Here is a 13,772-nt window from a genome sequence, read left to right as displayed (position 1 = left end):
ATATTTCCACTTGAGGTTGTGGAGTCCTGTGTTAAAGCTTTTCTCCGGTCGGCATTGGTAATTTGCCACCCTTTTAATTTATGAAGTAGCAAGTATATAATAAGAAGGGGGGTTCAAATACTAATTTGAGAATTAAGGTGCATAAGTTGGGCTGTAAAAAAAGTAATATACAAATAACCGAAAAGTTAGGATTTGGAATGTTGCTTGCTTCGGCAGGTGGTTTAATGGATGTATATTCTTATACTGTTCGTGGACAAGTGTTTGCTACAGGACAGACAGGAAATTTCGTACTCGTTGCTTTCCAGTTGTCAAAGAAAAATTATTTAGGAATGATTCATCCCTTTGTGCCTATTTTGTCGTTCTGGGCAGGGTTCTTTGCGGCATGGCATATGTTTTATTCGCTTTCTAAAGAAAATCCGCTATTATGGCAGCGTAGAATACTGGCAACTTCAATATTTATCTTATTTATTACTGGATTTATTCCATGCTCTTATCCGAACATAATAGCTGATTCTCTTATTGCTTTTGCAGCATCCTTTCAATACTGTGCATTTCGTAAATTTGGAATAGATGAAAATTACGCGAGTATATTTTGCAGTGGAAATATGCGTTCTTGTGTTGATAATTACTACAAAGGAATTGTAAGAAAGGATAAGCAGTCTCTAAAAAGGGCATTAAAATATAGTTGTATTCTGATTTCCTTTTTAGCAGGAGCTGCCATAGGAGCTTTAGAATCGGGAATTTTTCATGAAAAGGCTATTTGGACTGCTGCTGTATTACTTTCTACGGCATTGGTGCTTTCATTTGTTTTCGACTCAGATCAATTCGCAAAAATGGAATAGAATAGCATTACAAACCGGAATAAATCAAACCGAAATTTCGCATAGAATTATCTTTTATTAACTGCGTTCTTTAGTATACCGTAGTGAAAAAACACGGTTGTTAGTTGCAAAGATCAGAGTATTTTTGCAGACCATGCTTTGTACAATACAAATATAAATCTCCACCCTTCTTAATCATTGGAATACGGACTTCTGCACTCTGCTCAGGATACAAGCGGACGAGAAATACTCTATCGTAAAGCACATACGCCACAAAAGTGATATAGTGGTCCTTCATCATATCATGACAAATGGATATATAATAGTCTAAGTCCATTTCTTGCACTGTAATTTCATGTTCTGCTGTGTGAGGCACCGGATTCAACGGTCGCAGTTTTCGCCCGCAGCAAGAAATAGAGGCGTTCCCTGTACTCGTTAGAATGTTTCCGCAGCCGGGGCATACATAGAATCGGATTTTATCAATCTTTCCTACGTCGGGCAGATTTGGATCAAGTTTTCCCTCCAGCATTTTTTGAATATCAGCACCCAACACTGCCGAGAGCTCAGACCAGAGCGTTACATCGGGACAACCCAAACCGCACTCCCATTTGGATATGGTCTTATTGCTGATATTCAGTAAATCTGCAACCTGTTGCTGTGTCAGACCCTTTTCTTTTCGTAGATGAAAAATAAAACGCCCAACCTTGGCGCAGTCCACATTAATCACCTCCGGTATCTTAAGAGTTTATCCCATGCTATAGATATTTAGCAATAACTTGAACCAGCCGTGCCGGAAGCTGCCGTAAATCAGTGATATCTAAAAAGTGTTCCTGTCCGTAAATATCACAAATAGTCTCTTTATCCTGCCCTATGGCAGCGGCTAGAAACACAATCCCCTTGCGCTTATATTCCTGTATTACTTCTCTCATATCACTTATGGCTGTCTCACCGGTATAGTTGGGCATAGCTTTTGGCTGACCGTCGCTAACGCTGATGAGCAGCTTCGCATTTTGCGATGCTTTCATTAGTTTTTCTGCCAGGATTCGCAGCGCCATGCCATCTCGGTTGTTGCTGTGCCCTTGTATCGCCATCAGGCAATACTTGTCGTTCAAGGCTGGATTTTCGTAGTCGATATAGGAGTAAAGCGACATCTGCTCCAGAGATGAGCGGTCTGCAGTATCCCCGTAAATCAGCATTGGTATTTTGCAGCTTTCACAAAATTCATAAACAGCAACCGCAGCCTGCTTGGCAGCATCCAATCGCCCAAAAGCGCTCATAGAGGCCGACTCGTCAATTCGTAGTGCCACCGCAAGAGAAGGTTCTTCATCCGGCGGACATTTCTGGGAATAGTAGTGAAAATCAGGAGATGCCAGCTTTTCTGCATGGAATTTCGTCCCGTAAAGACGAGATTTTGCAAACTCCGCGGATACTTCGTGTTCCAAAAGCGGAAGGGTTTTTCGTACCAACTCCCGGATTATTGGCATAAGCATCGAGGCAATCTGATGATATTCACGGTGATGGGCGATCGTTGCTTCCGGTCTGTGAACAATCAAATTGACGTTCTCATGGGGAGAACCCTTAACCATTTCTCGTGCTTGACGATTCAGATGTTTGCGAAAATTTCGCCTTTGCTGCTCCAATTCCACATTGTTTTTTTGTTGCAACTCGTGATATATAGGGTCTCCGTCCTCGCCGTGGTCTGAGCTTTGCGTATCGGCTGCGGTTTCCGCATCATCATTTGAGTGACCTTCATTGTCAGCTGACTTTCGCAGGACTACCGCCGGGATGTCATCCGGAATAGTGTTAAAGAACTCTGTCTCCATAGTTCCTTCTGTATGGATTTCCATAACCTGGCCGTTGGTATTGATTTGCCGTTCCGACATCTCTTCCAGTTCTGATAACACTCCATGCTTTGATAAGGCTTGTTCCAGAATAACGATTTCATCGGGGTCGGTAGTGATTTTATAAATTACCTTGTGATATAGTGCATCCACCGCCTCCGAGCCCTGAAGTACAGCGTCCACCCAGAAAAAATAGGAGCGCATACCTGCAACACCCTTGATGGCATTTGCCTTGGCAGTTTGATCCAATAAAACAATAACACGGGCAAAGGTCAATAGCAGCTCTTCATCAGTACAGCCGGTTTTAGCCGCTGCTCTTGTCGACATAACTTCAATGGGGGGTAAATCCATCTTTTCACTGTGCTGCACTCGGTCACGCAGGGCCTCGTTCAACGGGCGGCAGCCATTGTAGCCCCGATTTGTAGTAATAACAGCGATAAAATCAGGATGACGATGCACAATCCGAGTAGGCAGATTGATGCTGCCGTCCGCCTCCAACGCCGAGTTCAGTGCCATCAGTACCGCTGCGTCACGAATTACTGTAGGCTCCTGAATTTCCAGCAACCAGCCGTTTTCAAAAGCTCGCACAATTTCTGAGGGATAATATTTGTAAGTTATGCCTTTAGTATTGTTTTCATCCTCTGGCAGCATCGGCAGGATAGAACCTAAGACGTCGGATTTGTCCATATCCGCAAAACAGGTCACCTTAGCATAGGGAAGTCCAAAGTCAGCGGAGAGAGCTTTGGCAAGCTGTGTCTTGCCGGAACCGGCGTCTCCCTCTAAAAGGATATTTGTAATTTTCATTTCACCGCGCGTCCAATTACGCTTTACTTCTGAACATATGCGGCGTTCAGCGTCACTTTCAATGTGGGTGACAGGCTTTTGCCAGACAAGAGATCTTTCTACTTCCGTCAACTGTCTGGTAGGGGACAGAAGCCATTGATTTTCCATTTTAATAATACTCCATTTCCTCAAATATACGAGACAGCACGCGCAGCCGTTCGCCGGTCAGCTCTCCTAGATTGCTTAGAGCCTGCGAAAACTTTTGAATATCCTCGTCTATATTCGGATTCTCGGTATAGACTGCGATTGGCATTACGCCGCCCTGCACACCAATCCGTTCCACTATCGGCTTCTCCGGGTCGTATAACAACGGCAGCCTATAGGCTTCACGAAAATACATTAGGGTGCGGCTTAGAAAAATCATCAGATCAATCAACTGATGTATGGGAAGCTCAGCACTGAGTTCTAATTCGCCGTTCGCTTCTTGTTTCCAGATTTGCACTGCAATTTGCATATTCTTGTTGATTTCCAAAGTTGGTGCGCCCAGTGTCAGCCGTTTGATATCTGACTTATAGGCGTTTCTCCCATCGATGCGGTCATACTGATCGGCAATCATTACAATATCCTTGTTCATTTCCAAATTCTCCTTGCTTGTTTGTCCTGTGCCAGACACTGCTCACGCAACGCTTCCAGTTCGGCGGTGTGATCGTCGGCAGGGTTTTCATATTTAAGGACTTTCATTACGGAAAGCTCAAAGCCTTTCATGCCGTAATGATTCCAAAGTTCTAGGAGCCTTTTGTTAGGATGATAGTTTCCATCAAGTTTGGCGCTGGTACTATTAAAATCGGCCTTCGTATCTTTGGAAATACCCAAGAAAGACTCATTAGTTGCTATGCAACGGTAAGAAATTACGCCCATTTCGGGTCGTCTGTTTTTATATTCCTCAAGAAGTTGCTTTTTTCTTCTCATATCCATTTTGTTCACCTCGGCTTTATTGTATATGCTGCCCATAATGAAAACAATCCACGCCCCGTAGAGTCTACACCCTATTAAATACGTGTTTAGCCCACCAATCTTTACTCGTCATTCCTTTTTATTCCATACCTTGAGTTAATAGAATATACTCCAAATTAGCTATGTTTTTGCTTCTACAATGCCAAATAAAAACCTCCATGTGATACATGCATCACTCTGGAGGTTTACAAAAAATCGGAAGTTACGCCACTTGCCTTTACAATTCAAATTTCCGACTTCATAGATTCACACTTTTTCCGAGCCATCAAATTACAATATTCGTTTTCAAAATGATTGTTATGGGCTTTTACATAACCAAACTCAACACGCCTGCCTTCGCAAAGCTGTTCTAGTTTCAACCACTGATTGATATTCTTTGCTTTGGTACCGTTTGCAGTACACCAATCATTTAATTTCCAATGCAATATCCACTCGGTAATTCCTTTGCGAACATATTGAGAATCGGTCATAATTCTAAGATCACCACTATATAGCTCTAAAGCCTTAATAACAGCTTGAAGTTCTATCAAGGAAGAACTCTTGTCCCCGCTAGTAAATTCATGCGCTTCATAATGCCCGTCCAAGTCTTTTTTCAAAATGCAATAGGCGCTATGTTGATGCTTTTCGTCATAACTTCCATCTGTATAGACTTCTGTCAAATCTCTTTTTTCAGCGTTGGGGATAACGGCGATACTCCCATGGTCCTTGACCACGATGTTGTCTCGATTGTTGAACGCCGCTATATCTTTTCCGTCAATCACTGAAAAATCCAACTGAAATCCTATATAAAAGCTATCTGAACACTTATTGTGCAGTAATTTTCTTAACTGAAATTCATTGGCTAAAAGGAATCGCGTCAAAGCATTATCCCCTAAAATCTTTAATTCCTTTGTCATAATATCAAAAAGCAAATCCGCTTGATTTCGTCCGTCCGAAATCAACAAACCATACAGTGGACCCTTTTCTTCAACTATTTCCAGTTGCAGCTGTTTTATGAGCATGGGGATACTCCTTAATTGTCTTTTTTAGACGCTCTTAATTACGCTTTAAGCAATTTTTTTATCCGTCCCCACCACCCAAATTCACCAGTACCAAGCAAAACTTGCTCCTTGTCTACTGGCTAGCATGGGAATTAGATGAGTCCCATGTTTGCTGTCATACCATGCGAAGTAAGTTTTACTTCGCATGGTTGCGTATTTCTCATAACCTTTCGACTATTGGTATCCATATCTCGCTTTTAAAACTAGATGAAGATGTATCTTTGTTTTCATTCCTTCCCGCATCCACTAGGTAAGGACATCCCATCCTGCGGGATTGAAGGAGTTCGGTAAATGACCGGTGACTTGGGCTTATAGATATTTGGGGTTGGGGATAGCGAGGTGCGTGAGTGAATTGGGTAAGGAGATGTTTTAAATATTTCCGAATAATTGATTGTGGGTTAGTCTCTATTATGCTATACTATGAAGTGCTCGTTAGAAAATGTGGATATCAAAAACCTTCTTAATTGCCTAAAGCTATGGGAAGATTACATCCCACACCTACGGGCAGAAAATTTAGGAGGTTTTTTTTATGTTTGACGACAAAACCCTTGTTTGCAGAGATTGTGGTCAAGAATTCGTTTTTTCGGCCAATGAACAAGAATTCTATGCTGAAAAAGGATTCACTAATGAACCTGGTCGTTGCCCATCCTGTCGTGCAGCCCGAAAGCAACAAACTCGTGGTAATAATGGCGGATACGGTCGCCAGCAACGAGAAATGTTCCCAGCAGTTTGCGCTGAATGTGGAAAAGAGACCATGGTTCCTTTTCAACCATCCGGTGACAAACCAGTCTATTGCCGTGACTGCTTTCAATCACAGCGGCGCAACAATTGGTAAATCGTTCAAAAAGTCTTCCCTGGCTTAAAGCTCGGGAAGTTTTTTTTTGCTGGTAACCCTTCAACATACAGGCAGGCCTATTGTACGATTTATCCAAATATATTATTATCTTACGATTAAGAGGTTTACCAGAACATTAAAATCTGGAGTATTTTGCTTAGGGTCTTTCACTCCCTCATCCTTCCAATAACCAATTACTTTATTATCCGCAATAAACAGAACTACGTCATAATTTAATTTGGAGTCCTCAGTTTCAATTTGAGCAGTATACATTTTTACTTTTTGACCCATATATTTCTCAAAATCCAAGTTGTTCTGTTTAGATAACTCATTTCTTTGCTTTAGTAGTTTCCCTACGTTAACGTTATCTTTTACGACATTAAAATCCTTAGGTAGTTGAATATCTTCAGCGGCCCCACTATTTACAGCGATCTTAAGATTTTTCTGGTTGAAGAAATCCTGAACAACACTTTGATAATCTTTTGCGGAATTTGTTTTTTCAACTTGGGCTGGGGCATCTGTTTTAGTATTACAACCTATTAAGCTTAAGGATAGCAATAATACAAGAACTAAAAAAAGATACTTTCTCATTAATATCCCTCCAAATTAAAATCCCTTTCATTTAGGTATCCCGTCAATTCCATTTACTTCCGGATTAACCTTCTATTACTACCAAATAAAGTAATTTTGCCCAAAATAAAACAAAAATGCTCATCCTCCATCCTTCCCCGTTCGGTGAGCGCCTTTGGATAGCCCGCTGCATTGAGTGTTAGGGTTAGCGGAGGCGAGGAATAGGCGTTTGTTGAATAAATGAATCATTTTTATTTCGAATGGAGTCCGTCCAGGTTCATTTTCTTTTGAAAAAATGCCAACTGCAACGTAAGATATTCCTCATTAGAACATTTATCTTTAATGCTATCTGCGTATTTTTGGGTTTGTATAAACGTTTTTGAGCTTATTTCACAAGGATAGCTTGGACACATTCCACAGTCATCAACTTCTTTTGAACTCGCGCACTGTTGTATTCCATACCTGCAAAAATTTGAAGTTAAACACCCATAACATTTAATTTCCTCAGGAGATACAACTTTATCACGCCATCCGACCCGAAACCATAAGTCTGCTACCCCCTTAAGTTGAGGAATATCACCTTTTTCGGTAGCTGTGTACCTCGGACATACAGAACAATCATTTCCACAATAAGACAGCTTATTCATATGAGACTCCTTTCCACCATACTGATATGACACATCCCACCAGCTTTTCAGTTCGGTGAACACCTTGATTATTCATGATCGTTAGAATCCTTCTTATCATTCAGGCCGGCATTCCTTATGGTATTTAAGAAATTGACTAGACCTTCCGATCCAAGAAAAATTCCTAATCCAATAATGAATTGGACAATCGTCCCTAGCACTCCAAGTTGTCCTAAAAGCCTTACCGTGGAATTTGCCATTCCTCTCATCGAATAGAAACTAACCAATTCAGATATCAACTTTGGGATCGAATTACCAAATAATAATAACCCAAGAACGGAAAATGATACTCTTTGAATGTCGCTTGCTTTAACCCCTGATTCTTCATGAAAATTTGTCTCTCCTTTTACCATCAGGTCAGCAAGCTTATTGGATAATGGCCATAATAAAACTCCAAAAACAATCAGAACTGCGAAAGGGATAATTATTACTAATAGATTATTGCTGAAGCCTTGCTGGGGTGTAAAATAATATACTGGAATTATGTTTACCATCACGTTTAGTCCTTGAATGATCATGTAGATGCCAAGAATCTTACAAGCTAGACTAGCAATTTCCTGTTTGCTCACATTTATCACCTCCACTCAATTCCTAATTCCACAAATTTCCTTGCATTCCTGCAAATTACCCGATTAAATTGAAAAATCAAAAAAGCTGGAGCGTTAACTCCAGCAATTCTAAATTGTAACAATACTCTCAACACCACACGCAATACTTGATGTGACGCATCCCCTTCCCGGTTCAGTGAGCGCCTTTGGATAGGTAAGGACGTCCATCCTTGTGGCGGGTTAGCTTGTTAACGCCCACATGTCCGCCTGCAACGACTAAAAATAAATTAATCTTAGATATTAGGATATTGCTCTGTCCAAGCTCTGTATAAGACTTGGGGAGGAATCGGCATTGTTCGTTCCACTGTAAGCGCATCGAGATGATTGATCAGGGTAACAAATCGGTTTAGTCATTGTATTTTTCACACTTTCTTTCATTTCTTAAGTATTATCCTTTGAACTCAATCTCTCCGCCAATCGGGTATTCCTCTTCGAGGTCTTATTATTGCGAACAGCCATACTAATTGCCTTCTTTGCGCCTACCAGAACAAAAATCTTCTTAGCTCTGGTTACACAGGTGTAAAGAAGGTTTCGCTGTAACATCACGTAATGTTGCATGGTTAAAGGGGCAACAACAATCTTATACTCACTGCCTTGGCTTTTGTGAATAGTTGTGGCATATGCTAAAACGACTTCATCAAGCTCAGTAGTATCATATTCCACCTCATGACCATCGAAGTTTAAAACGAGGGTTCGCTCCTCAGTATCAATTTTAGTAATGCCTCCAATATCCCCATTAAAAACGTTTTTATCATAGTTATTCTTAATCTGCATGATCTTGTCGCCTAGTTTGTAAACGGTGCCGCCATATTTAATAGAAGTGTTTGAGGAATTTAAGGCGTCTTGTAAAACACCATTGAGATTTGCTGCTCCTGTTTCTCCCCGCTGCATCGGGCATAACACCTGAATGTCGTTAATTGGATCAACTTTATAGAAAGAAGGAAGCCTTTTTATGCAAAGCTCCCTTATCGTTTGGACCACTTTTGATGGTTCATCCTCTTCAATGAAAAAGAAGTCACTGTTGCCCTTTAACTCCGGGAAATCTCCACGATTGATTTTGTGAGCATTAGTAATTATGGCACTTCCCTGAGCTTGCCTAAATATTCTTGTTAGCTTAACAACATTAACGATACCCGATTCAATAATATCGTTAAGCACATTTCCGGCTCCTACCGATGGAAGTTGATCTACATCGCCAACAAGTATGACAACTGTTTCGTTGGATACGGCTTTCAAAAGATTGTACATCAGGATAGTGTCTACCATGGAGGTCTCATCGATAATCAGCACATCACATTCCAGGGGAAATTCCTCATTCTTTTTGTAACCCTCGGGTGGCTTATACTCAAGCAAACGATGGATTGTTTTTGCCTCCAGCCCCGTAGTCTCCGACATTCTTTTGGCAGCTCTGCCAGTTGGAGCGGCAAGTAAGACTCGCGCCCCAAGCAATTGAAACACCTTGATAATAGCAAGAGTAGTTGTGGTTTTACCTGTTCCAGGGCCACCCGTAAGTACCATAAACTTTGAAGTGGCTGCTGTTTTTACCGCATCCTTTTGAACCTCGTCGTAGCTAATTTTGTACTCTTCTTGTATAGTTTCAATAATACTATCCACAGTTGCCACATTGTAGTGGCCATCAATAGACAGAATAGCCTTAATTCTTTTCGATAATCCCACTTCACTATAGTAAAAGGGTGGTAAAAAGATGGCATCTTCTTCATCAAGAATGACGGTTTTTTCAACAATCATTTTATCGAGGGTTGAATCAACGAGAGATTGCTCAAGTTCTAGGATTGTTTCCGCCTCAGTAAGGAGCTGTTCCTTTGTAGCATAGCAATGTCCATCATTGGAAAGTTCATTAAGTACATAGACAATCCCAGCGCGACAGCGTTCAAAGGAGTTTAAATAGAATCCCATCTTCAAAGCAATTTTGTCCGCTGTTTTGAAGCCGATGCCCCAGATGTCATCTGCGAGTTTATAGGGATTAGTCTTCACTATTTCTATGCTATCATTTCCGTAAGTTTTGAAGATTTTTACGGCAAAGGCCGTCGATACCCCATTATTTTGCAAGAAAAGCATGACATTTTTAATTTCCTTTTGATCTTGCCATGCTTTTTTGATGATCTCAATTCGCTTTTGTCCGATGCCAGGAACTTTAATTAAATAATCGGCTTCTTCCTCCAACACCCTCAGAGTATCTTCTTGAAATTGCTGAACAATTCTCTTGGCGAATACTGGTCCAATCCCTTTTATAAGCCCACTTCCCAAGTATTTTTGAATGCCTGTTACCGTTGCCGGAAGGGTTTCACGATAATCCTGAGCCAGAAACTGTTTCCCGTACTTACTATCCATCTTCCATTCGCCTTTAAGTCGGATGATGGAGCCGACATTCACAGCGGATAGGTTTCCCACAACAGTAACAAGGTCATTAAATCCCTTGGATTTTATTTTAATGACACTAAAGCCATTTTCTTCATTTTCAAAGGTAATTCTCTCGACAACTCCGTTTATGTATTCCATTTTGTGCCCTACCTATCCGTAACAATTACGCAATATCTATCTTCTATATCCTTAGATCATTTTGCTGAAATAAAGTTCATTAGCTCTGCACCCAATTAAAGCGATATTACAAATTCAATATATGCTTTTTATTCTTTGAATAAACAAACTACGGAAAAGGAAATAAATTGAGTTGCAGAGCACACCAAACTGCTTCTACGGCATTCCCGCCGTGCACAAAACAATGCTCTAAGCCATATTCACTCTTAAGGTTGTTAAAGATTGAGATCTCTATATCCCAACGCGCTCTAATGATTTTGAACAAGTTTTATGGGCCATATCCATAGAGGGCGTCACTATCATAAGTTGTGATCGCTTCTTGTCCTTATGTTTCATTGCAAATTTTACAAAGCGCAAGGGTTGCTCAACATTGTCCATGGTAAATGTTGACTCGTAAACTTCTACTTTCTCGAATCCCTTTTCATCTTCCCAAACACCAACTGCCTTCGACTTATTTGTCTTCTTTCTTGCTGACCGCAAACTCTTATTATTATTGTTTTTTGCTCGGACAATTGTATCAATGCCGAGGTTTTTGCAGTGGTTAATCCAAACTGAATTACAGGCAAGGGCATCATAAACGACAACATCCATTAATCTTTTTTGGCTCTTCATGGTGCTTGAAAGCAACCTTTTCGCAACGTTCAGCTCACCCTCATCCTTTGAAGCAGAATCTTCTCCGGGCCTGTACATTTCAAAGCCAATCACCAGTTTGGGACCTTTACCTACTGTTGATATGACAGCGCCACTATGGAAACTATGGATCTTATTGCCTTTGATATTTTTCAAGCATTCTGGACAGTTTTTCTTATTACTACTGAAGAATTTTGTACCATCGATTGGTTTTTCATATATTAACCTCATGTTTCAATTGGTAACCCAAACGCAAGACTCGAATGCGTCCTAAATTCCAACAAACACTCCCCGCGGGTGATATGTACCATTTTATTTAAACATCTTTGATTAAACCCTTTTTCTTGCTAATTAGAAATAATCCTAAATTAACAAAATGGAATATTAATGGGATAATTAATATGTTCGGAGAACATATTTGTTGCATTCTAATAATTAGACCACCTGCAATAATTACCATCGAGTTGACTAATGCAACGGCTAGCTGTACTTTTATATACTTCTTGTCATGTATATAATATTTCGCTTAAGAAGCAACGTATATCGTAATATCGTTTTTAAATATTAGTGAATATACAAGATATCCCATTCCAAAGATAATCAACCCATTTGATAATGTATTCATTTATAAATCAAATCCCCACAATTTCATTTTCGCTCTATCTATGAGATTCGCCCTAAGAGCCTCGTACCCATTATACTGATCAACAACAATTCTCTCTTCAGTTCGCCACTTCTTGTAGTCAGTCAATAAGTGAAATACCTTAAGTTGATAATAGTGGGAGGTTGAAAACCACTAAATAATTATCTTAAAGTATTCAATATTTCCCTATATATTCCTTCTAATCTCACCTATAATAAAAAGGTTACGAGAATTATACAGTCCAAAATTCAGAGCATTTGTTTCAGATCCATGGTTAATCCATACTTCAGGTTTAAATCCGCTTTGATTCATTGCATTCCATGAGGCGACCGCTAAACTACGGGTGAATTTAATTATATAATCATTTCTTGAAAAATCCCCAAAAGTATGCAAGGAATCAATCCAGCCAACTTTGAAGTAATGAACTATTTTCTTCGCGTCTTTAAGTTTATTTGGATCAATGCCCTGAAAATAGGACATGGAATAGTCAATACAATGCCCTTCTTTATCCACTTTTTGCGAGGTGTCATCGGCTATGTATAGCCAGGAGGAATCTCCAACATCTAATCCTAAACCTTGCCCATTGGGGGTTTGTTCTTTAGTATTTAGAAATCTATGATACTCCTCAAACTCGCCTAACGTAGTCATATCGATATCTGAAGAAATTGCTATCATGGCATCAAATGGATAGGGGAATTTTCTCAATAAATCAGGATGCTTTGCTGAAGTTGCTCCTTGGAGAGCAATTTTAACTGCGTCAGGAATTTTGGCTGTTGAGGACAGGTGGGGCGTTATGGACATTGCCTTACTGTTCGTATTCTTTCCTGTGTGTATAAATATGATCAAACAAAGATCAACCACTAAGAAAATAAATAAAATTAAAGGAGTTCTATTTCTTCGTCTGCGTCTTGCCATTCCTTTCGCTTCGCTCAAGGCACAAAACGGAACGAAATCCGTTCATCTTGAGCGATTTTTTTGTATTCTAGTTACAGGGATACCAGTACACTACAAATCACGTGGAGGTGAGTGGGCAACTCTTTGCTGGAGTTACCGCATGATTATATGCGTAGATTGCCTTTCCAAGCACAAATAAGTGTCGCTTCGAGCACGCAGACTTATCTTTGTATAAACAACTCGTTTATTGCTGGGCAATCAGTCAATGCTGCCTATCCCTGTATTACCTTGAAGGGAGACGCTTATGGCTTTAAAAATTGTTTACCCAGTCTGTTGCGGAATCGACGTGCACAAAACCTTCGTGGTTACTTGTATTGCTTCCACCAACAACAAAGGCGTCACGACTTACAAACGCCATCGCTTTTCAACCTTTACCAAAGGACTGAATGAGCTGTCACAGTGGCTTTGTGAGCACGAATGCAAGGATGTTTGTATGGAATCGACCGGGAAATACTGGATTCCTGTGTTCAACATCTTGGAGCATTCCTGCAACATCACCCTGGCTCACCCGAAATACGTCAAGGCCATTCGCGGCAAGAAGACGGACAAAAAGGACGCCCGATGGATTGCCGACTTATTCAAGCATGATCTTGTCGCAGGGAGCTTTATGCCTCCCTTGCCGATTCGGCAGCTCCGTGACCTGATGCGCTACCGCTTCAAACTGACAAACTTTTCGTCGAGCGAGAAAAATCGGCTCCAAAACAGCCTGACTGTTTCGAACATTCAGCTTGGAAATGTCGTTTCCGATACGTTCGGCAAAAGCTCTATGAATATTATCGATAAGCTGC

General features: G+C 40.6%; 14 protein-coding genes. 3 read left to right on the top strand and 11 right to left on the bottom strand.

The genetic code is table 11. The features are described 5' to 3' along the window. The first annotated feature begins 125 nt into the window (after positions 1–125). Positions 126–842: a YoaK family protein gene (locus B5771_RS05560; RefSeq protein WP_242966752.1), complete on the top strand. Its 717-nt coding sequence runs from the start codon at positions 126–128 to the stop codon at positions 840–842. Positions 843–942: 100 nt separating this feature from the next. On the opposite strand, the gene B5771_RS05555 is transcribed toward B5771_RS05560, so the two are convergent. The 5 genes from B5771_RS05555 to B5771_RS05535 all read right to left on the bottom strand — a co-directional run bounded on the left by B5771_RS05555 (position 943) and on the right by B5771_RS05535 (position 5,460). Further along, positions 943–1,539: a helix-turn-helix domain-containing protein gene (locus tag B5771_RS05555; RefSeq protein WP_088186655.1), complete on the bottom strand. Its 597-nt coding sequence runs from the start codon at positions 1,537–1,539 to the stop codon at positions 943–945. A 37-nt stretch (positions 1,540–1,576) separates the two neighbouring features. Then, positions 1,577–3,613, bottom strand: a complete 2,037-nt coding sequence (locus tag B5771_RS05550) for an AAA family ATPase (protein WP_088186654.1) — start codon at positions 3,611–3,613, stop codon at positions 1,577–1,579. A 1-nt stretch (position 3,614) separates the two neighbouring features. After that, positions 3,615–4,079, bottom strand: coding sequence for a DUF6530 family protein (locus tag B5771_RS05545; RefSeq protein WP_088186653.1), 465 nt, complete (start codon positions 4,077–4,079; stop codon positions 3,615–3,617). Further along, entirely contained in the window at positions 4,076–4,420 is a 345-nt protein-coding gene (locus tag B5771_RS05540) for a GIY-YIG nuclease family protein (protein ID WP_088186730.1), read from the bottom strand. The genes B5771_RS05545 and B5771_RS05540 overlap by 4 nt, the downstream gene beginning before the upstream one ends. Before the next feature lie 263 nt (positions 4,421–4,683). Further along, complete coding sequence (locus B5771_RS05535; RefSeq protein ID WP_088186652.1) at positions 4,684–5,460, bottom strand: ribonuclease H; 777 nt, start codon at positions 5,458–5,460, stop codon at positions 4,684–4,686. Positions 5,461–6,028: 568 nt separating this feature from the next. Between B5771_RS05535 and B5771_RS05530 the strand changes: the two genes are divergently transcribed. Continuing rightward, complete coding sequence (locus B5771_RS05530; protein ID WP_088186651.1) at positions 6,029–6,334, top strand: zinc-ribbon domain containing protein; 306 nt, start codon at positions 6,029–6,031, stop codon at positions 6,332–6,334. 105 nt (positions 6,335–6,439) lie between these two features. On the opposite strand, the gene B5771_RS05525 is transcribed toward B5771_RS05530, so the two are convergent. The 6 genes from B5771_RS05525 to B5771_RS05500 all read right to left on the bottom strand — a co-directional run bounded on the left by B5771_RS05525 (position 6,440) and on the right by B5771_RS05500 (position 12,945). Next, positions 6,440–6,925: a DUF4830 domain-containing protein gene (locus B5771_RS05525; protein WP_088186650.1), complete on the bottom strand. Its 486-nt coding sequence runs from the start codon at positions 6,923–6,925 to the stop codon at positions 6,440–6,442. A 230-nt stretch (positions 6,926–7,155) separates the two neighbouring features. Then, entirely contained in the window at positions 7,156–7,551 is a 396-nt protein-coding gene (locus B5771_RS05520; RefSeq protein ID WP_088186649.1) for a DUF3795 domain-containing protein, read from the bottom strand. Between the two features lie 68 nt (positions 7,552–7,619). Then, complete coding sequence (locus tag B5771_RS05515) at positions 7,620–8,159, bottom strand: hypothetical protein (protein WP_088186648.1); 540 nt, start codon at positions 8,157–8,159, stop codon at positions 7,620–7,622. A 420-nt stretch (positions 8,160–8,579) separates the two neighbouring features. Beyond that, a complete protein-coding gene (locus B5771_RS05510) occupies positions 8,580–10,718 on the bottom strand; it encodes an ATP-dependent RecD-like DNA helicase (protein ID WP_088186647.1) in 2,139 nt (712 codons plus the stop codon). Positions 10,719–10,988: 270 nt separating this feature from the next. Then, positions 10,989–11,618, bottom strand: coding sequence for a spermidine/putrescine ABC transporter substrate-binding protein (locus B5771_RS05505; RefSeq protein ID WP_242966751.1), 630 nt, complete (start codon positions 11,616–11,618; stop codon positions 10,989–10,991). A 598-nt stretch (positions 11,619–12,216) separates the two neighbouring features. Beyond that, the gene (locus tag B5771_RS05500) at positions 12,217–12,945 is read right to left on the bottom strand and encodes a hypothetical protein (RefSeq protein ID WP_172408168.1); all 729 of its coding nucleotides are present in this window, start codon (positions 12,943–12,945) and stop codon (positions 12,217–12,219) included. A gap of 283 nt (positions 12,946–13,228) precedes the next feature. Between B5771_RS05500 and B5771_RS05490 the strand changes: the two genes are divergently transcribed. Then, on the top strand, positions 13,229–13,772 hold a 544-nt coding region (locus B5771_RS05490), incomplete at its 3' end, for a transposase (protein WP_140417698.1).

The organism is Desulfosporosinus sp. FKA, from assembly GCF_002196785.1.
GTDB classification, from domain to species: Bacteria; Bacillota; Desulfitobacteriia; order Desulfitobacteriales; family Desulfitobacteriaceae; genus Desulfosporosinus; species Desulfosporosinus acididurans.
The sequence above is the reverse complement of the archived record's forward strand: the minus strand, read 5'-3'. Positions and strand labels throughout refer to the sequence as shown.